This window comes from uncultured Porticoccus sp. (assembly GCF_913061305.1).
Taxonomy (GTDB): Bacteria; Pseudomonadota; Gammaproteobacteria; order Pseudomonadales; family Porticoccaceae; genus Porticoccus.
The window spans coordinates 277,565-297,326 of sequence record NZ_CAJXST010000004.1 but is presented as its reverse complement, the minus strand read 5'-3'; the positions used below and the strand labels follow the sequence as shown (position 1 = coordinate 297,326).

Genomic DNA, 19,762 nt, shown 5'->3' with positions numbered 1-19,762 from the left:
GTTATTATCTTTATTAGAACTGCCTGGTCAGCTTGAAGACCAGCTGGTTGTCGCGGGCGAACCAATCCATAAAGGAGGCATCGTTTTCACGCACGCCGAGCAGGTCGTCACCGACGGTTTTATCACAACCGCTTACGCCCAAATCCTGGCCTAGATTTGCAGCATTACCGTTGTTATCCGCTTTACCACAGACTTTTTTGCGGTCGCCGTCGTTCCACCACAGGTCAGCTTCAACCTTCAGGCGCCAGTCGTTACCCCAGACAAACTCCACCGCCGGGATCACAAAACCGCCGCCGTTGGTGAGGTCGGTACCGACTACCAGCGAGGGGTTGATGGTGTCACGGGTGTAGTTGAGCAGGGTGAACAGGGTCAGGTAGACAGTGTGCTCGGATTTCTCTTCACCGAAGGAGGCGAATTCGACAATCTCATCGCTTTTCTTGCGGTTGATAATCCAGGTATCAAACAGCTGGATACTGGACAGTGACGGACGGTGGGTACCGAGAATCTGCTGCCATTTGAACTCCTTGTCGATCCGCAGCATGACGTTCAGGGTATCCTTCTCCTTGATACCACCCCAACCGGGCAGGTCGGACTGCAACTGGCCGTAGTTGTAGGGTTTGTTCGGAATAAACGCCACTTCGGCACTCAACGTGGAGTCCATCGCCATGCTGAAGTAGTTGACGGTAAAGCCGAACACGTCGATTTCCGGATAGAGCCACTCACCCAGCAGTTTACTGCCAGTGTAGCCATCACCATAGCCCTCAAGGGCAACATCCGTAGGCATTCCACCAGGATTGAAACCAACAGCAGTGGAATCACCTACCCCATAGTACTCACCAAAGGCAGCAAGATCACCGCCTGCATTCAAACGCAGGTTCGGGTTGATCACCGGAGCCGGGTTAAAGGTTTTCATATAGGAGAACGAGTAACCGGCGGAGCCCCAGCGGCCGTTCCAACGGATACCGTAGGTCCAGTCGTCCCAGTCGCCCTTGTTATGGTCTTCGTTATAGGCATCGGTCACCTGAGTGAAGTCAACCCCGCGGTAGGGGGTGGGGATCCAGCGACCGCCCTCGATATTGTAGTTGCTGCCCATATCCTCGGAGCGATCCATCCCCGGGCGAATATAGAAGTTGAGCATGCCGTCCCACTCGTGAACCTCATAGACGAAGTTCAACAGGAACAGCGGTTTGCGCCATTCTTCGTTGTTCTCATAGAACAGCCGCTGGCGGAAGTCATAGCCGTGCACCACGTCCATCGCCTGGAAGAAGTCGGACTCCCCCCACACTAGCTGCTGGCGGCCGATACGGGCAAACAGGCGGTCGGTGATCTGCCAGTCGAAGTAGATTTCGCGCACGATATCCATCAGCTCGTCGGTGGTTTCATACTGGTCCATGAAACTGCCTTTCTTGCCGTCACGGCCGTAGTTGCCGCGGTTATCGGTACCTGGCGTCAGGACATTCAGCGCATCGTGCTGCTTTTCCATACGCTCGGACAGATCTTCGAGGTAGTCGGTTTTGTGCTCATGCTCGACACGGGTGACCACCCGCCAGTTCAGCGGCCCGGTTTTGATGTCCCAGTCGATATTGACGGTGGCCCGCGCCTGGTTCATGCGCCATTTGTCGTCGGCACTGGTTTCCTTATGATCATTCAGCAGCACACCGACGGTGGTGCGGACATAGCCGTTATAGCTGAGCTTAAAAAAACTTTCGTCCATGCCGTAGTCAAAATCGGCTGCAAACGTCGGGCTTGCGGCGGCCATCAGCCCCCCAAAGCCCAGCAGAAAGCCACCTACTTTCTTGATGCTGGTGTTGTTTTTCATCACCATTTTCTTCTCCCACTAATTTATTAACTATTATTAGTTGCCGCCGCACATTCCGCACAGCAATGCGAAATATAAACAGCTTCTTCCCCAACAGCAACAACAGTTTTGCCACATAAATGTGGTAATTGCGTCCGAAAAACGGTCAATACACTGGTTACCGAGGGTCTTCCGGTCGCACCTTCTTCGCTGAACGCCTTTGTTCATGGGGCTTTCACGATATTAAACGTATTATTATCGGACGAACCCCGACACAAATCGTATGATTAAAGAAAAATCATGGCAAGCCCAATTTATGGGGTTCCAGATATTTTTTTGGGCCGAGCGGGCCCGGCGGGTGGAGAATTCGCGGTTGCTGCACTGTCCGGCACGCGTCAGCACGGGCTCTTATCAACGGACTTACAGGTCATGGCGCTGCGTGTTATTATCGGTCGCCCCCGTGTGAGGCTTATACTTATCTTTGCCCGGCGGGAAATGCCAGTGGGACGCAACAAGGCAGTGAGCAAGCCCAATAACAGTGAGCGCAGACGATGGATTTAGCACGTCATTGCCGATTACCCGCCCGATTACCCGGCCGTTTACCTGACAACGGGGGAGGTCACCCACAGTGAGAGGCTCAAGTACCAAAAAGCCCGGCCTGATTTATCGGCCCAGCGGCGACAGCCTGAATGCCCAGCGGGGTATTGATCGCGCGTGGGAGCAATTTCTCTGCAAGGGCGGCCAGGCCAAAGACCTGCCGATTCGCGACGTGATTGCCAGCTCCTGGGAGCGCTGCCTGTCCCAGGGCGTCAACCCGGAACAGAAAGCGGCACCACTGCTGGTCTCCGAAAACACCCTGTCCCACCACCGGCTGAGAAACTCCGATTTATTGCTGTGCGCCGAACCTGTGCTGGAACAGGCGCGCCTGTTTCTGCAGGATCTCGAGACCATCCTCTACCTGACCGACTACCAGGGACTGAACCTGCAGATTGTTGGCGACCCCAGAACCATTGACGATGCCCGGGATATCGGACTGGTGGAGGGCAGTGGCTGGAACGAGGGCCACTCCGGCTCCAACGCCGTGGGCACCGCCATGGCAACCCGCAAGCCGACCCAGGTGCACGGCGAAGAACACTACATTCAGGGCTTTAAACCCTGGACCTGCACGGCGGCGGTCATCGCCGACCCCTACGACAACCAGATGATGGGCGTGATTGACCTGTCCGGACTGTGCAGCATTTACGATAAATTCCACGTGCCGCTGGTGGTGGCCTGGGCCAGCCAGATTCAATCGGGCCTGGCGAAAAAGACCTCGGACCTGTGGAGCCTGATCATCGAGCACAGCAACAGCCAGTTCGGCCACTACCGCAACACCGGCAAGCTGCTGCTGGACAAACAGGGCCGACTGATCAACTCCACCGCCAACGCCGCTGCCGCGCTGGACTCCCTGGGTATCGACTACGATCCCGAAACCAAACGACGCCTCTCCATGCAGCGCTTCGGCGGCGATGAAATCGTCTACCCGCACGACGCAGGATTGTGGGTGTCGGAGGATTGGGTGGAACCGATACTTCACAAGGGCAATATCGTCGGCTTTCAGGTGCTGGTGCCATCACCGCGCCGCTCTGCCGCCAAGCCCACGGCCGAGCCACTGGCCGCCAGCCCGGCAGGCAGTCTCGATCCGTTTGATGACATCTACGGCAAGAGCCCCTCTTTTCAGGCCAGCGCGGACAAGGCCCGCAAGGCGGCAAATACGCCGCTGCCAGTGTTGATCCTGGGCGATACCGGGGTCGGCAAGGAAGTGTTTGCCAAGGCCATCCACGACAGCAGCCAGTACGCTGACGGGCCGTTTATCGACCTCAATTGCGGTGGCTTCACCCGGGATATTCTCAGCAGTGAGCTGTTCGGCCATGTGGAGGGGGCGTTCACGGGCGCACGCAAGGGCGGCATGATGGGCAAAATCGAGGCGGCCAATGGCGGCACCTTGTTCCTCGACGAAATTGGCGAACTGCCGCTGGAATTGCAGCCGGTGTTTCTGAGGGTACTGCAGGAGAAGAAAATTTACCGGGTGGGGGATATCAAACCGATTCCGGTGGACTTCCGACTGATTGCCGCCACTAATCGCGACCTGAAAGGGGCGGTGAACGAGGGATTGTTCCGCAAGGATCTGTATTTCCGTCTATCGACCGTGACCATCAGTCTGGACCCACTGTCGGGCCGCAAGGAAGATATCGAAGGGATCGCTCAACTGGTGATGACACGCATCCGCAAAACCGACGACATCGCAGCGAAACGCTTCTCACCGGGCCTGATGACAGCCCTGAAAAGCCGCGAGTGGCCGGGCAATATCCGCGAGCTGGCCAATGTGGTGGAGTGCATGTGCTTTATGTCCAGCAACGAGACCCTGACGATTGACGATCTCCCCGAAGGTTATCGTCCGGGGGAAAGCAATCTGGAGCCGGAACACTCCAACGCTTTCATCACCCCGCCCCAGGGCAATCTGGACCGGGTTGAAAAATCCACCATCGAGGCCGCCATCAAACAGGCGGAAGGCAATATGACCCAAGCGGCCAAACAGTTGGGCATCGCCAAGAGTACACTCTACCAGAAAATGAAAAAGTACCGTCTGAAGAAGCCGGCCTGATCAGCAGCCCGCCCCGCCGACAACAACCCCCGTCACAACCAGGGCGTTGTTGACCGGGGCCGCGTCGAAACTAGTACATATGCTGACCACCGTTGATGGACAGGGTGGAGCCAGTAATGAAACCGCTCTCATCGGACACCAGAAACAATACGCCCCGGGCGATATCGTGGGCGGAGCCCAGCCGACCAACGGGAATACGGGCGACAATTTTTTCCAGCACAGCGGCGGGCACGGCCCTCACCATATCGGTTTCCACATAGCCGGGGGCCACCGCATTGACTGTAATCCCCATGCCCGCACCTTCCAGCGCCAGCGCCTTGGTAAAGCCGTGAATACCGGACTTTGCCGCAGCGTAGTTGACCTGCCCATACTGCCCTGCCTGACCGTTCAGTGAGCCGATATTAACGATACGGCCAAAGCGGCGCTCACGCATGCCCTCGATCACACAGCGGCTCATGTTGAAACAGGAACCCAGATTGGTATCCAGCACCTCCTGCCAGGATTGCCGGGACATTTTGTGCAAAGTGCCATCGCGGGTGATCCCCGCGTTATTGACCAGAATGGAGACAGGTCCGATATCGCGCTCTATCGTTTCGATACCGTTTTTACAGGCATCGAAATCGGATACATCAAACTTGTAGGTGGGAATACCGGTTCGCTCCCTGAACTCGCGAGCCCGTTCATCGTTGCCTCCGTAATTGGCCACCGTCAGATAGCCCGCCTCCTTGAGCTCAATAGCAATGACTTCACCGATACCTCTTGTTCCCCCAGTCACCAGTGCTACTTTTGGCATCTCATCATCTCCTGATTTTTTATTCTTGCTACATCTACAACTACCGGTTCCAGGCGTGCGGTACGAAACAACTTGCCGGAACCAGCTCTATCATAACCCACGGGACAATTATTAAACCAAGCCCACAGGAAAACAAATACTGTGACAACAAAAGTTCAGGAAGTTTGATTGGAATCAAGACTTTTTGGGACGACAGGGAGAGGACAAAAAAACTGGCAGGGGCGAGCCGGTGACCGGCCCGCACCCTGTCAGGGAGGAAAGTGCTACTTGAGTCGGCGCATCACCGAGACACAGTTGGTCACACCGGAACCACCGATGTTAACGGTCATCGCCACTTCGGGATTGCCCTTTGCCGCCACCCCGATCGGTTCGCCCACCAGTTGTTTGTAGACCAGCGCGTGCATCGATGCCCCTGTGGCACCCACCGGGTGCCCCTTGGATTTCAGACCACCGGACAGGTTGATAGGACAGTCGCTGTCAGGGTCGTATTTACCACTCATGAAATCGTAACCGGCACGACCCGACTCGGACAGGCCAATGGCTTCGACGCAGAGAAGTTGGTTGATAGTGAAGCAGTCATGCACCTCCGCCAGATCGAGATCATCCACGGTGGCACCCGCCTCTTTCAGGGCCAGGTCGACGGCGTGGCAAGTGGCGCGAAGCTCATGCAGGCGGCCGATACGCTCCTTGAGCATCATTCGATCGGTCACATGGCCGATACCGGACAGCTCAACGGCATGATTGAAACTGGCTTTGGCGTTGTCGCTTGAAGTGAGCACCACGGCGGCCGCCCCATCGGTAATCAGTGAGCAATCGTGCAGACGCAATGGCGGGGCAATCATCGGGTTGCTACCCTTACCCGATTCCGGCAGGTTGAGGATCGCCTCGGCGGTAGTCAACTTGTTGATGTCCGGTATGCTACCGGGGCCAAAATGCGCCAGTGGATTCTGGATACCGTTGCGGTAGTTCAGGGCACTGACGTGGGCCAACATGATGCGCAACTGTTCGGGGGACAGTTCTTCTTTCTCCTGGTAAGCCTTGCCCAGTTCGGCAAACAAACCGGGGAAGGTCATGCCCCTGTTACCCTCTTCCGGCCAGTAGGAGCAACAGGACAGCGCATGGGTCACCCCGGCGGTATTCAGGGTGTTCATTTTCTCGACACCAATCGCCAGCACATTTTTGAACCGGCCGGAGGCCACCGCGTAGGCGGCATTGTAGATGGCCAGGGAGGAGGTGGCACAGGCTCCTTCGGTGCGGGTGGTGGGCTTGAACAGCAACCCTTCGGGATCAATCTCCAGCGCCAGCGGCCCGACGTGTTCCTGATTCACGAACAGGGATGGAGAGCAGGCACCGACCCAGATGGCATCGATGTCCTTTGCTTCCAGCCCGGCATCAGCGATGGCACCCGCCCCCGCTTCTGTCAGCAATTCATAAAAGGATTTGAGGTCCTCGACCTCACCGGTTTCACGGTCGCGTTTGACGAACGCACCAAACTTGCTGTTATACGCACCAACAATACTAACCTTCACAATATATCCTCACTACTATTACAGACAGATGGTTAAGTGTTTCAGCCCCGGCCAACAGGTGTATAAAAAACGCAGCCGAGACGGGAACGGTTCAGATCTTGCGACCCGCCGCCTCCCAGAAAACCTTGCGAATTTCTTTTTTCAGAACCTTGCCAACGGGACTGCGCGGCAGCTCATCCCAGAACAGAACCTGCTTGGGTGCCTTGACGCTACCCAGCTTGCTTTTGCAGTATTGAATAATCTCCTGCTCGTCCGGCGATTGGGATTTATCCTTTAATTCCACCACTGCGGTAACCTGCTCGCCCCATTTTTCATCGGGGATACCGATCACGGCACAGTCCTTGATCGCCGAATGCCCCCAGAGCAACTGCTCGATTTCGCTGGGGTAGACATTAAAGCCACCGGAAATGATCATGTCCCGCTTGCGGTCGACAATCGCCAGGTAACCCTGCTCATCAAAAACGCCGATGTCTCCGGAGCGCTGCCAGCCGCCCTCGCAGCGGATCGCTTCGGTAGCTTCAGGATTCCGGTAATAGGCCCGCATCAGCAGGTTGCCCCTGATGGCAATTTCTCCCTCCTGCCCCGGCTCGAGAAGGTTGCCCTCGTCATCCATAACGGCCACCTCGACGTGAGGCGATGTCTTGCCACAGGAACGCAGTATGGAGGGGTTGTTGCCTTCCAGCGCCAGCACGTGATCTTCGGCGGAGAGGAAGGTACAGAGCATCGGCGCTTCAGCCTGACCGTAGGTCTGCACCATCACCGGCCCGAAAACGTCAATGGCTTCCTTGAGCTTTTCCACCGACATCGGTGCCGCCGCATACCAGAAATAACGCAGGCTGCTGTAATCCCAGGCTTTCACCCGAGGATGGGCCAGTAACATGTAGATCGCGGTGGGCGGCATGAACAGGTGGGTGACCCGATGGGTTTCGATAGTGGCCAGCAGTCTCTCCGGCACCATGCCCTCCATCACGACAACGTTGGCACCCTGGCGAATCACTTCGAAAGCGGCTATACCGGCGGCATGGGTCATGGGAGCCGCCACCAGATAGCAGGCGGGAATCTCAGGCAAAGGCATCAATTCATTCTGAATCGCCGAAAGCGTATCCCAGGTGAGACTTCCCCACTCCGCCAGCTTGGAGTCGCCAGTGGTGCCCCCAGTGGCAAACAGGTTGACCAGCCCTGCCCCGTCATCCACATCGCTTTCCGAATCGACGACCGATGCCTGACCGGAAAGCGCACGAAGATCAATACCGGCGACACGCTGGCCATTGAGTTCAATGAGCTGATCATCGGGAAAAGTGTCGGACAGTTCAGGAAAAGCGGTGGCGACGCTGCCGTCCACAAAGAGTTTTACCGCACCGGATTTTTCAATCAATTTGCGGTTGGCCTCAAAGGTGTTGCGCATATTCAGCGGCAACCAGACAGCACCCGCCCGGGAAATGGCGAAGATGCAGCAGAAGGCCGCCACGGAATTGGGGGCGTAGGTAGCGACGATGTCCTGTCGCTTCACCCCCCGTTCCTTTAACAACGCGGCAATCTTGACCGAGGCATCGACCATTTGCCGATAGCTCAGCGACAGATCATTGTCCAGATCGACAAACTTCGCTTTCTCTGAGGACAGGGCAGGACTCTGATCGAGAAAATCGACTAGACGCATGATGGGCCTCGCTTACGACTGGATCCGGTTAACCCTTCAGGCTCGACAGGGTATCAAGTACCAACTCGGGTTTCGCATCCGGCGGAATAGTCAGGTAATAAAATCCCTCCACCGATGGTAGCGATTGGCCCGCCTGATCACCCCAGAGCAGGTCTGTCACTTCGACACCTTTGGATGTGGCCCCCAACGGCGATGTCGCCGGGGCAATGGTAAAGGCCAGATCTGCGGGCACATCGAAATCGGCATCCGCTGTGGGCAGATACAGCCCCACAGACCAGCGGTAGTGTTTTGCTACGTTATAAACGGGCTGATACCAGGTCAACTCAGCACCGCTGGCAGGCATCAGTGCGGGATCTTCCACCAGCAACACACCGGAGAGCTCGGTTTCGCTGAAATAACGCAGGAAATCGGCCACGTACATTGCTGCCGTATCGACGCTCATTTCATCCGGCTCGGCAGTCTCGCCGTTGGCGGCCTGATGAGCCTTGACCAGCAGCGCACGGGGGGATGGCAGCACCATGACCAGAGGGGCAGAACTGCTGTAGTTATTGGCCAGGGCCGTGATGACCTCTGCCAACAGTTCACGCGGTGCATAGGCTTCCAGCATGGCTTTCAGGGCGGCAGTGACCCGCCGCTTGCCCGCCATGGCCGGCAGTGCCTCCGCGTCTTCCCTGATCCAGTGCTGAAACAGGTCCCACACATCGATAACAACTACCTGGGCTTTCACCAGACCGTGAGCCTGACGATAAAACGACATATAGGCAGCGGGGTTGGTCCAGGGATTTTCATCCTTGCCCAGCAATAGTTTTTTGGTGTAGTCGTTGAAATTAATCCAAAGCCGGGGGGTTTCCCCCCCGGCTGCCAGATAGGACGTAAGTTCTAAAGCCATACTATTTCCTTTCGTTCTCGGGCGGGAGACCAGCGTCTTTCCTGGCCGCTGCCAGCTTGGCTTCCAGTTCGGCAATTCTCACGTCTTTTGGATGGGTGACGTAGATCGGGCCGGGGTTTTGAGCATCGCGCTTGTCGTCGAGACTGCCGGCATAAATCACCTCGTTGTCACCATTCCAGGCACCATAGAACGGAATGTTCTCGGGTGGATGATCCTTGACCTGAGTCTTGACGAACTCGGCATAGGGCACGCCCTGCTTTTTCCGTTGCTCGCGATACTCGGCACGCAGTTTTTCGGTAGCCTCATTATCCACGACCAGAGTGGTTTCGTTGAACTCCACCTTGTAGAGTTTTTTCGCCCACTCGGGAGAAATCAAACCTTCCTCAATATCCATGATGACATACAAGGGGTCGCGTTCGAGGGGGTCACCATAACCGCCGCCACTACCCTGGGAGATCATGTAAAGCTCACCGCGTTTGGAAATGTCAAAACCCATACCCATGTGGTGGGTGGTGTATCTGGCATCCGGGAACGGCTGCTCATTCATGATCTCGTGGATGCTGTGTTTGAACAGTTGCGGATTTTCCAGCAAAACTTCATACACGTCTACACCCTGAACTTTACACAGGGGATAAGAACCACCGGCATAGCCGCCAAACAGACCCTGGATCGTAGGCACCTTGGAACCCTGAGTGGTGGTCATGAAGCCCCACTGCTCACTGTCCTTGGTGGCCGCGATCATGGTGTAACCCATGCCGCCGCGGTATTTGCCGGGTGCCTGAGTGTTGGCCGTCATTTTCTTGGACACCAGTTGCAGGAACGGAACTTCTTCCTCGTTCATTTCCTGTTCACCGATATCCGCCATGGTGGCAAAGATTGGCGACAGCGCGTGTTCACCATCGCGGTCCATACGAGCACCGCCGCCCATACCGTTCAGGTCGGCACAGAGGTTGCCCAGGGTTTCACCGTGCTGGTTGACACCACCCCAGATGAAGGTGTTGATCATGTTGTGCCAGGGCGCCAGTACACGGGTGTACTTGTCCGGACAGCTGTACAGGAATTTGGCGCAGGCGTGCTGGGCCACTGTAAAGCTGTGGAAGATGGACATCAGACTCTGGGAGTTTGGCGCTGAGTAGGAACAGTCCACCAGGGTACCGGGCTGAGTCACGAACTCCACGGGCGACAGACCCGCCTGACCACGGGGCAGATCCGGCCAGATGTGGTTCATGAAGGCCTGACCCACCATGCCCTTCATGCCGGGCAACTGGGTGTTGATAGCCCGGTTGGTCAGCTCGGGGCTGGTGCCAGAGAAATCAAAAATGAGCCGATCACCTTTCTTGATCACCGCCAGGTTGACTTTCAGCAGCGCATTTTCGCGCAGGGTGCTATCCATGATGGTCTGAGTGCGCACGGTCATGTCGGGCCACTCGGAAATGCGGCGACGGACTTCAGTTACCACACTCTCGTTGGTGTAACGCAGACAGGCGGTCAGAGCTTCCGGACCGTCAGTGGACAGAACTTCCTTGATACGCTTTTCGAGACGCATACAGGCAAACAGTTTTACCTTCATGTCTTCATATTGCAGCTTTGGCTCGCGCACGGAATTCTGCAGGAAGGTCAGCAGGTCTCGCTTGATCTCGTAGTTTTCCACCACTTTGAACGGAGACATTTTCAGGCCTTCGTCAAAGGAGGTTTCCGCCATGGAAGGCATGCCGCCCGGCTCAATCGCACCACACTCACCTTCGTGAACAGTGGATGCCACCCAGCAAACCAGCTTGCCTTCGTGGAATACCGGCAGAATCATACTCTGGTCGGTGTTGTGCACGTTGCCATAGCGGGAGTCATTGTGGATGAAGCCATCACCCGCACTGACGCCTACGGTTTTTTCATCGATCCAGTTCTTGATGATGAACTTGATCGGGTGGTGAACCAGTGCGGAGAAGATCAATACCCCGCCGGCACTACCGATCGTGAGGTCACCAGACGCCGAGTAGATACCGGTGATAATGTCACCCCACTTGGCACCGGGAGCTGCACCCATCTGCTCAACCATTTCAAAACCTTCTTCACAGGCAGACTGAAGTCGGTCGCGAATGGAGGCGATCTGGTTGAGGTCGGTGAAAGCTTCCATCGCCTTTTCTTCTTCGGGCGTGCGCGGCATGATGCGGTGGTCGCGCATGATCTCGGGATCGGGCCCCAGAAAAAGGGTAGTATCCTTGAGGAATTTTTCGATCAGCTCCTGATCTTGCAAAGCTGAATTGTTTGTTTCGTTATTCATAATCAAATACCCCTATATCCACTCAATTTTTTGCATCGGTGCGGAAGAACCATACGGCGCCCTGCTCGGCAGAGACATACTTCCAGCCCGGTTCAATCAAGTAGGTTGTTACTTCCGAGGCCACGATACCGGGGCCCACAATTTCTGTTCCCGACGGGATGTCAGCTTTCCGCCAGACCGGTGTTTCAATTGCCTTGGCACCAGTGCTGACAAAGTAGCAGGTGCGTTTGGCAATGGGTTCCGGCGGCGCAATGCGCTCACTTTCCGGGATCGGCTTGATGTGTTTGAAGTGCACGGTTTCGTGCTCCACGAAGGAAGCCACACGGACGGTGTTGATACGAATACCCGCTTCCGGTGCCTGACTGCCTTCGCCGAAACGCTTGCCGTAGTCCGTGGAGAACTGTTGCAGGATATTCATGACATCCATGGCAGATTCCAGGGTGTGCTTGGGCACCACCACGGTGGTTTGAACCAACTGGTTACCGTAGCGCATATCCAGCTCCAGCGAATAACGGATGTCCTCAAGGTTCATACCCTGACGCAGCAGATCGTTTTGACCACGGGAGCTCAGCTCGGCAACGATGTCGTTGAAGCGCGTGTAGTCATCGAACACTTTGCGGGTGTTGGAATCGTACAGCACCATGAACAATGACATTTCATGAATGTGCATCTGATGCATGTTGCCTGCACCCACCGCTGAGAATACCGAGCTCATGGGCGGAGCCAGGATTTTGTCAATGCTCAGATTGCTGGCAATACCACAACAGTGCAACGGACCATTACCACCGTAGGCGAGCATGGTGAACTCTTCGGGATCATAACCGCGAACCCGCAACTCGGTGTGCAGGCCGTTGGCCATGTTGCTGTCAACTTTTTCCTTGATCAGCAGCGCCGCTTCAATCGGTGATACATCCAGGTCGTCACAGAGTGTTTCTTCAATGGCGAACACGGAACGTTTGGGGTTCAACGGAATATGGCCACCGGCATAGTTGGTGGGATCCAGATAACCCAATACCAAATCGGCATCCGTTACGGTAGGACTCATGCCACCGCGGTCATAACAGGCTGGACCGGGGTCGGAGCCAGCACTTTTCGGACCGACGGCAACCGCGTTGTACATCCGGTCAAAGCTGGCGATGGAACCGCCGCCCGCACCGAGGGTAACCAGGTGGACCATGGGCACGGACACCAACCAGCGGTCAATAACCGGGTTGAAGTCATAGTGCTTGATGCCGCCTTCAACCACGATACCGATGTCATAGGAGGTGCCGCCCATATCGGTGGCAACCACGCTGCCGAGGTCGGCTTCCTTGGCCAAATGCTCCGCTGCACTGATACCGGATACCGGACCCGAGTGAATGGTTTGCAGTGCATCGGTGGAGTTCAACTGCGCCATACCACCGGAGTTGTGGATCACCAACATCGGTTTTTCGTACTTGTTGGAACGCAGGTTTTGTTCCAGCTGGCTCATGGCGTGATACATGGTGGAGTGAAGATAGCCATCAACGATCGCCGAAGTCGCACGAACATATTCGCCCTTCCGACCGGCAACGCGGTGGGACAGAATTACCGGGATGGAACCCAACAGATGTGAGGGGTACTCATCCAGCAAAATCTGTTCGACGCGCTTCTCATGGGCAGGGTTAACCACGGAGTTAACCAGACAGACCACAATGGCCTGAGCACCCTTGTCCACCAGCTTTCTGATCTTGACGCGCACATCCGGCTCATCGAGCGGCATAACCAGCTCACCCTGAAAGCCGAGACGCTCGCGAACGCCTTCGATCATGTGCGGCAGAACCAGCGGGGCCGGGCGCTGTGCATCGGGCAGGTTTTGCTTGCCCAGCTCGTCCAGACCTTCACCGTAGCCGCGGCCACGGCTGAGAGGCACCATCGCCTCGTAACCCGCTGTCACCAGCATGCCGATGCGAGGACCTTTGTGCTCGATCAGGGCATTGGTACCCAGCGTAGTGGCGTAGCGAACCGAATCCACTCCGGAAAGAATACTTTCCATGGTGAGGCCGAGTTCAGTGTATGCGTTTTCCAGGGCCTCGTTAAAACCGAGGGCCAGGTTCTGGTGGGTCGTCAACGCTTTGGTTTCAATGTACTTGCCATCCCACACTACAAAGCAATCGGTAAACGTACCACCGATATCTACTGATATACGTTTCATAACCTTTTTTCCTAAAACAGACCTAATTTATTCAATCACCAATCAACAAGCCCTATCAGTGCTTGTGGGTGTGACAGCGATCTACCAGAATATTGGGGCCTTTCACCGGCTCGAGAATCTCTTCGCGGTGACTCCACTGCTCTTTCAGGGCATCAATATCTACTTCCATATCGTAGAGTGGCATATGGTTGGGGAAGGTGTATTCAACCTCTACCTGAGTGCCACAGGACGGACAGTAAAACTCGTAAATGTTGACCCACTCCCTGTCGGGACAGAAGGTGAAACGGTATTTTTCAGGGTCGATAATCGACGGGTGGATATCTGCTGGATCACGGTTGTATACCAGCAAACCCTCTTTGTAGTTGCCGCGGGCTGGGCCAATCACGTGGTCACACACCCGACACTCCCAGTTTTCCGAATCCAGATCAATACGGAGATATTCAGTCATCAACACTTTCATTATTTGTCCCCCTTGGTCAGGCAGATATCGCCCAGCTCAGTCACCACGAATTCCCAACCTTCGCGAACCAGGCAGGTAAAGAATTCTTCCTCAAGGATAGCCGGTCCTGTGCCGTGAGCACCGGGCTGCATATTGTTCACTTCATAGACAGGCACGTCGTTCCAACCAGCAGCACCGCTAAACAGTGAACGGTTTTTGGTCGATTGGGCCTGGGCCGCTTTGGACACTTCCGCGTGCTTGTTATCTTCGGTTTTCAGCTTTTTACGGACCGCAATTTCGAGAGTCACATCGTCAGCTTTTGCCATATCCTGCGGGATCGTAATGGTGTGCCCCAGTTCATGAATGGACTCAACACCGGCCTTTTCTGCCACCAGTCGGGCCACAACTTCGTATTCACCCTTGCCATAACCTTCGGCAAACATGTCTCGCTCGCCGCGCTCCATCAGTGAGGCATAGGCCGTTTCCAGTGCCTGCTGACGGCTACCGGTCAACACGGTGGAATAATTCTGGCCGATATCGCAGGAGCCAATGCCAAAGGCACTGAAGACCGCCGCCATTTTGGGCACAAACACGGTCGAAATACCGCAGTTTTCAGCGATACCACAAGCATTCATCGGACCGGCTCCACCAAAAGCGAGCAGCACGGTATCGCTGTTAATATCACCAAACGATTTCAGTTCCCCGGCAATTTTCTGCTCGAAGGCATCGCGCAGCTGGAGCAGGGCGTCATCTGTGGTAATGCCCAGCGGAGTAGCAATATTTTCGGCGATTGCCGTACGGGCACGCTCGAGATCGAGAGCCAGACCGCCGCCGAAGAACGTGGACGGATCCAGCAAACCCAACAGCAGGTTTACGTCGGTGATCGTGGCGTTCTTGCCACCGCGACCAAAACAGGCCGGACCGGGTACTGCACCGACACTTTCCGGGCCTACCTGGATGGCACCGTCTTTGACCGTCAGAATAGAACTGCCGCCCACACCGGGGCTGGCAATTTCACAAAGCGCAAAGGAGACGGGGACACCTTCAACCGTACCGCGACGCTGCTCGTGCACACCGTGGTCAATCACATGACCGATGTCCGTAGTGGTACCACCAACGTCCATGGAAAGTACGTTGGGCAGGTTGTATTGCTTGCTGAAGGTTTTAACCCCTTCCATGCCACCGCGTGGACCGGAACTGTAGGTTTTTATAGCGATCGTTTTTGCGACGCGCGATGCATCACCATCGTTGCGGAAAATCAGCAGCGGGTTCTTGGTGCGATACTCGCGAAGACGGTTTTCGGCGTTATAGAGGAAGTTCTCCATGGCCGGATGCAAAAATGAGTTAATCATCGCAGTCCAGCAACGGCGCTCAGTGGACACATCATCGGCCAGTTCACTGGCAAACAGCATCGGAACAGCGCCGAGCAGGTGGCGAGGATAATTGTCAAAGGCAATACGCTTGAACTGAGCTTCGTACTCGTCAGCTTTCTCGGATTCAAAACAGACCACAATACGGTTGGCACCCACGGAAGTGAGTCGCGTAATAACCGAGGTGGTATCTGCACCTTTTGATTCGTCATCCACGTCTGCCAAATCAACCTCAGAAATCCTGTCGCCAATCAGAAAGTCATAGAGCTCAGGATCCTGCTCACGTAAACGGGCAGGCAACGTAGAGCCCTTGTTGATGATCAAACCGAGTCGTGGACCTTTACGTTCAACAATGGCATTGGTTCCCTGCGTGGTTGAATAGCGGATATGATCCACTTCAGCCAACAAACGGGCGACATTTTCTTCTCCGTAAACTGCTTTGGAAGCAGACCGCAGACCGTCAAAAAAACACTTACTCAAATCGTAAGGTGTTGTCAGAGTTTTGGTCTTGTAGAAGTTATTATCTGTCAGCACACAGATATCTGTGAGCGTACCGCCATTATCGATATTTATTAGCATTCCCATATCGAGTTACCTTAGTTCTTTTACTAGCCGAGAATAGTTAGGGTTATAAACTTCACTGGAAAGCGGCCAAAAAGATAGCCACCACCTAGAGAGCCCCATTACTTATGCAATAGACGTACCAACTTATTTCTGATCGGAGTATGAATTATATCTATTTGTTTTATATTAAAAATTCATGTCTCACTTGATCGTGCAACAGGTCGTATGACCTGTCCGGAAATCAATCACCTGTTTTAATTCACTATGGAATGCGCCCGACAGGCTTTCTAAAAAGAGTCCGTCAGACAAACAGTGCTGACTCAACCATCGAATCCGTCAAATCAGTATAGTAACGATACGGCGCCTTGAACAATTCCACCCGGAAACCACCCTTTCCAACCTCGATAACAAAGTCGCCAGCCAGGCATCAGGCCGAGTAATACTCAATGTAAAACTGCACATCTCCCATTGCCGGACTGAGACTGTGCGTGAGATCGGGAGCCATGACACCGGCAAAACCCTTGTCGAGAAGGAAACCACGGCTGGCAGCCACACCCGGCTCGATAACGAACTGCAGCATTCCCTCGACGATCACGACTCTGCCCCATACCCCGGGTTCCGTGGCGAAGCTACTCTGCCATTCGCTGGGCATGTCCGAACGCTGATAGACCGGACTGGTATCAACCTGTGTCATGCCGTCGGGTATTTTGGGCATATCGCAGTCCACACACTCAACGCTATCACCGATATGCTCCTGCCGCCCCTTGCCGGTTCCGATCCAACGGCACTCCATGTAGGGTGGATTGTGCTTCATCTGCAATTCGTGGCCACACTCCAGCTCCGCCACCCACTCCTGAAAGCGGTCCAGGTGAAAACCCTCTATAACTCTCTGCATAACATTAAACCTGTCATTACCTGATACACCGTACACGCCGAATAGTTTTCAGCGCCCAATGCCAGTATAGGTATCACTGTGATTTCTTGCAGGCCGCAGAGCAAGTTCTGCCGGCAAAAACGACCGTAATCCCCCCCCCAAACTGACGGTGACAAACAGGCTGCACTGGAACTTGTGGCACTGCCTGTCTGGCACTACGCTATAGAGTGGCTATTCCATTGTTATTTATTTGGATACGACTCCTGTTTGGGTCGGAGGGATAAAGGGATGAGATATTTAATGATCCTGTATGTGGCTGCATCCATACTCATGGCGGGTTGTTCGCCAGGTGACGCTTCAGTATCAGAACCGAAAATGCTGGCTAGTGGTTTTTCTCCACATGTCGATGAACAGGGAAACATTAGTCGGCCAGATAATTTTCGTGAAAACTGGGTTCATCTCGGCACCTGGTTTGTGAAGGAAGATGATCATGCGAGTGGTCCCGGTGTTCATGATGTCTACGCTACGCCTGAGTCCGTCGAAGGATTCAAGAAAAATGGTCAATGGCCCGATGCTGCAGTGTTGATAAAAACCGTTTCCGGAATTGAGGAAAAACAGTTATCTACAGGGACTGCACAATGGGCCGGCGATATCGGTGTCTGGTTTGTGATGGTGCGCGACCGGGAAAACCGATTTCCGGACAACAAAGCCTGGGGCGAAGGCTGGGGTTGGGCTTTATTCAAGGCAGATGCACCGAAAGAGAATGTAACAACCACCTGGCATGGCGAAGGATTCAATAATTGTTTTGGCTGTCATGTGCCGGTTAAAAATACCGAATGGGTTTATATCGACGGCTATCCCACCGTGAGGGATTTCGCACGCTACCCGGAACTGGGTGGCGCTTCAGACTAGCAGTCCACTAGAAACCCGATAGTCAGCGAGGATTAATAGTATTCGTAGCACTGCGGCCGATTCAAGAACTCATATGTCACCTCCGGCTATGTCGCTGGCGCATTCAAAGTGGGTTTATGGGCTGTACTCGACACGCAGTTCGAGGATGCCTGCGCCTATCTGTCAGACGAAAATCACGAGATCACATCGGGGCTGAGCGAAGAAAAATTGTCACTACTTGAGACAAACGCCAACCAAAGTTCTTACACTGCCTTCAACAGATTTCTGTTTGTCGCAGGCCTCCTCGTATTAATACTGGCATTGGCACTGTTATATTTCACTCGCCAATAAGCCACACAACAGGAGCAACGAAGCCGCCCGCCCACATCAGCGGTACTTGCCCGTATCTATGGAGCCACTATGAAAACCTATACCGTCCACTGCAGCTGTAACCGCATCGAACTGTCTCTATGCGGCGAGCCCAAGGTGCGGGTCATTTGCCACTGTATCGACTGCCGGGAGTTGCTTGACAGCCCGTTTTATCCGGTCACCGTGTGGACCGATGACACTGCTGCCATCACCCGTGGCGAGAGCAACCTCGGCATTTACCAACACCCCCGGCTGAAAATGAAAAAGTATTTCTGCACCAACTGCGGAGAAGTGCTGTTCAACACCAACAGCGTGGACTGGCGGGCGGTCCCCCAGTGGCTGATCGCCAAGAGCCACGACAACCAACTGCCCCGAGAATTAACCGCCGTGACACATATTTTCTATGAACAGCGCATTGTCGATGTCAGCGACAACCTGCCCAAGCACCTGCGCGGCTTTAGCAGCCCGCTCTTTGAAGGCTGAAGATAGTGCCGGAGCCCCATCTCAACAGCTCTCTCAAGATAAATAAAAAACCCGGCATAAAGCCGGGATTTGAATCAGAGCCTCAGTGGCACAACTCGATTCGGTCGGGATTGGCTCGCCGCGAGGCGGCTCGGGGTTTCACCCCGCCGTCGCGATGCGTCGGCGCCCAAAACGGACAAGCCGTTTTGTCGAACGGGGGCTCTCATCCATGTCTCCCATCACCCACCCATAAAAAACCCGGCATAAAGCCGGGATTTTTATGGGTGGCGGTGAGGGAGGGATTCGAACCCTCGATAGGGGATTAGCCTATACTCCCTTAGCAGGGGAGCGCCTTCAGCCGCTCGGCCACCTCACCAATTATCGTCTAGCTTGTCTATCTGTAAAGTATGGGTCGAGGCGCTCCCCGGTCGCGCGTTGCTTCGGGCTTTCGCCCTCGTCCCTGCGGGATCGACCTGCGGTCGCCCAAGTTGTTGTTACAACTTGTCAGCCGCTCGGCCACCTCACCAGTTATCGTTTATCTTCTTCTATCTATCATGTATTGGTAGGGGCGCTCCCCGGTCGCGCGTTGCTTCGGGCTTTCGCCCTCGCCCCTGCGGGATCGACCTTTGGTCGCCCAAGTTGTTGTCACAACTTGTCAGCCGCTCGGCCACCTCACCATACTATTGAAACGACGATAAATGCCGCCTCGCAAAAGTGGCGGCATGATAACATACCAAATGGAAAATCAAAGTGGACAAGGGTTATTGATCTTCGTCTTTTTCCTGCTGAATCCGCTGGTAAATCTCTTCCCTGTGAACGGAAACTTCTTTGGGTGCATCCACACCCAGACGTACCTGATTGCCCTTGACTCCGAGCACGGTGACACTGACATCATCACCAATAATGAGGGTTTCCCCGACGCGACGCGTGAGAATTAACATGGTTTAGCTCCTGTATACTGCCAAATACCAACGTCTATGCTGGCTTTCCTGGTTTAACCACGCATTGTTATTGTTATTCAGCGGGCCACCT

General features: G+C 54.8%; 14 protein-coding genes and 1 tRNA gene. 3 read left to right on the top strand and 12 right to left on the bottom strand.

Annotated features, from left to right (window positions below; genetic code table 11):
- Positions 1 to 13: 13 nt before the first annotated feature.
- A complete protein-coding gene (locus QZ516_RS06810) occupies positions 14 to 1,819 on the bottom strand; it encodes a DUF1302 family protein (RefSeq protein WP_297187832.1) in 1,806 nt (601 codons plus the stop codon).
- Between the two features lie 607 nt (positions 1,820 to 2,426).
- On the opposite strand from QZ516_RS06810, the gene QZ516_RS06805 reads away from it, so the two are divergent.
- On the top strand, positions 2,427 to 4,442 hold the full coding sequence (locus QZ516_RS06805; protein WP_297187830.1) for a sigma-54-dependent Fis family transcriptional regulator: 2,016 nt from the start codon (positions 2,427 to 2,429) through the stop codon (positions 4,440 to 4,442).
- Between the two features lie 70 nt (positions 4,443 to 4,512).
- On the opposite strand, the gene phbB is transcribed toward QZ516_RS06805, so the two are convergent.
- From phbB to QZ516_RS06760, 9 genes are all read right to left on the bottom strand, one after another.
- Positions 4,513 to 5,235, bottom strand: coding sequence for an acetoacetyl-CoA reductase (phbB, locus tag QZ516_RS06800; RefSeq protein WP_297187828.1), 723 nt, complete (start codon positions 5,233 to 5,235; stop codon positions 4,513 to 4,515).
- A gap of 263 nt (positions 5,236 to 5,498) precedes the next feature.
- Entirely contained in the window at positions 5,499 to 6,764 is a 1,266-nt protein-coding gene (locus QZ516_RS06795; protein ID WP_297187826.1) for a hypothetical protein, read from the bottom strand.
- Between the two features lie 91 nt (positions 6,765 to 6,855).
- Positions 6,856 to 8,421 (bottom strand): AMP-binding protein, encoded by a 1,566-nt coding sequence (locus tag QZ516_RS06790; protein ID WP_297187824.1) that lies wholly within the window; start codon positions 8,419 to 8,421, stop codon positions 6,856 to 6,858.
- A 28-nt stretch (positions 8,422 to 8,449) separates the two neighbouring features.
- Positions 8,450 to 9,310, bottom strand: coding sequence for a hypothetical protein (locus tag QZ516_RS06785; protein WP_297187822.1), 861 nt, complete (start codon positions 9,308 to 9,310; stop codon positions 8,450 to 8,452).
- 1 nt (position 9,311) lies between these two features.
- On the bottom strand, positions 9,312 to 11,588 hold the full coding sequence (locus tag QZ516_RS06780) for a hydantoinase B/oxoprolinase family protein (protein WP_297187820.1): 2,277 nt from the start codon (positions 11,586 to 11,588) through the stop codon (positions 9,312 to 9,314).
- A 22-nt stretch (positions 11,589 to 11,610) separates the two neighbouring features.
- Entirely contained in the window at positions 11,611 to 13,761 is a 2,151-nt protein-coding gene (locus QZ516_RS06775; protein ID WP_297187818.1) for a hydantoinase/oxoprolinase family protein, read from the bottom strand.
- Positions 13,762 to 13,816: 55 nt separating this feature from the next.
- On the bottom strand, positions 13,817 to 14,209 hold the full coding sequence (locus QZ516_RS06770) for an acetone carboxylase subunit gamma (protein ID WP_297187816.1): 393 nt from the start codon (positions 14,207 to 14,209) through the stop codon (positions 13,817 to 13,819).
- Positions 14,210 to 14,220: 11 nt separating this feature from the next.
- Positions 14,221 to 16,155 (bottom strand): hydantoinase/oxoprolinase family protein, encoded by a 1,935-nt coding sequence (locus QZ516_RS06765; protein ID WP_297187814.1) that lies wholly within the window; start codon positions 16,153 to 16,155, stop codon positions 14,221 to 14,223.
- Positions 16,156 to 16,561: 406 nt separating this feature from the next.
- Positions 16,562 to 17,029 (bottom strand): DUF3565 domain-containing protein, encoded by a 468-nt coding sequence (locus tag QZ516_RS06760; RefSeq protein ID WP_297187812.1) that lies wholly within the window; start codon positions 17,027 to 17,029, stop codon positions 16,562 to 16,564.
- A gap of 267 nt (positions 17,030 to 17,296) precedes the next feature.
- Here QZ516_RS06760 and QZ516_RS06755 point away from each other — a divergent pair, with 267 nt between their 5' ends.
- Both QZ516_RS06755 and QZ516_RS06750 read left to right on the top strand, forming a co-directional pair.
- A complete protein-coding gene (locus QZ516_RS06755; RefSeq protein WP_297187811.1) occupies positions 17,297 to 17,920 on the top strand; it encodes a cytochrome P460 family protein in 624 nt (207 codons plus the stop codon).
- A 399-nt stretch (positions 17,921 to 18,319) separates the two neighbouring features.
- Positions 18,320 to 18,751: a GFA family protein gene (locus tag QZ516_RS06750; RefSeq protein WP_297187809.1), complete on the top strand. Its 432-nt coding sequence runs from the start codon at positions 18,320 to 18,322 to the stop codon at positions 18,749 to 18,751.
- Positions 18,752 to 19,015: 264 nt separating this feature from the next.
- Here the strand turns inward: QZ516_RS06750 and QZ516_RS06745 are convergent.
- Together QZ516_RS06745 and csrA are read right to left on the bottom strand one after the other, a co-directional pair.
- Positions 19,016 to 19,106: transfer RNA gene (locus QZ516_RS06745), tRNA-Ser, on the bottom strand.
- 385 nt (positions 19,107 to 19,491) lie between these two features.
- Positions 19,492 to 19,671 carry a carbon storage regulator CsrA gene (gene csrA, locus QZ516_RS06740; RefSeq protein ID WP_036860863.1) on the bottom strand — a complete coding sequence of 60 codons (180 nt, stop codon included), beginning with the start codon at positions 19,669 to 19,671 and terminating at the stop codon, positions 19,492 to 19,494.
- Positions 19,672 to 19,762: the final 91 nt, after the last annotated feature.

What these genes read in the sequence shown, in the direction of transcription:
- phbB (WP_297187828.1), bottom strand. Translation starts at nt 5,235, where the DNA reads ATGCCAAAAGTAGCACTGGTGACTGGGGGAACAAGAGGTATCGGTGAA.
- QZ516_RS06780 (WP_297187820.1), bottom strand. Translation starts at nt 11,588, where the DNA reads ATGAATAACGAAACAAACAATTCAGCTTTGCAAGATCAGGAGCTGATC.
- QZ516_RS06790 (WP_297187824.1), bottom strand. Translation starts at nt 8,421, where the DNA reads ATGCGTCTAGTCGATTTTCTCGATCAGAGTCCTGCCCTGTCCTCAGAG.
- QZ516_RS06765 (WP_297187814.1), bottom strand. Translation starts at nt 16,155, where the DNA reads ATGGGAATGCTAATAAATATCGATAATGGCGGTACGCTCACAGATATC.
- csrA (WP_036860863.1), bottom strand. Translation starts at nt 19,671, where the DNA reads ATGTTAATTCTCACGCGTCGCGTCGGGGAAACCCTCATTATTGGTGAT.
- QZ516_RS06775 (WP_297187818.1), bottom strand. Translation starts at nt 13,761, where the DNA reads ATGAAACGTATATCAGTAGATATCGGTGGTACGTTTACCGATTGCTTT.
- QZ516_RS06755 (WP_297187811.1), top strand. Translation starts at nt 17,297, where the DNA reads ATGAGATATTTAATGATCCTGTATGTGGCTGCATCCATACTCATGGCG.
- QZ516_RS06750 (WP_297187809.1), top strand. Translation starts at nt 18,320, where the DNA reads ATGAAAACCTATACCGTCCACTGCAGCTGTAACCGCATCGAACTGTCT.
- QZ516_RS06785 (WP_297187822.1), bottom strand. Translation starts at nt 9,310, where the DNA reads ATGGCTTTAGAACTTACGTCCTATCTGGCAGCCGGGGGGGAAACCCCC.
- QZ516_RS06810 (WP_297187832.1), bottom strand. Translation starts at nt 1,819, where the DNA reads ATGAAAAACAACACCAGCATCAAGAAAGTAGGTGGCTTTCTGCTGGGC.
- QZ516_RS06770 (WP_297187816.1), bottom strand. Translation starts at nt 14,209, where the DNA reads ATGACTGAATATCTCCGTATTGATCTGGATTCGGAAAACTGGGAGTGT.
- QZ516_RS06760 (WP_297187812.1), bottom strand. Translation starts at nt 17,029, where the DNA reads ATGCAGAGAGTTATAGAGGGTTTTCACCTGGACCGCTTTCAGGAGTGG.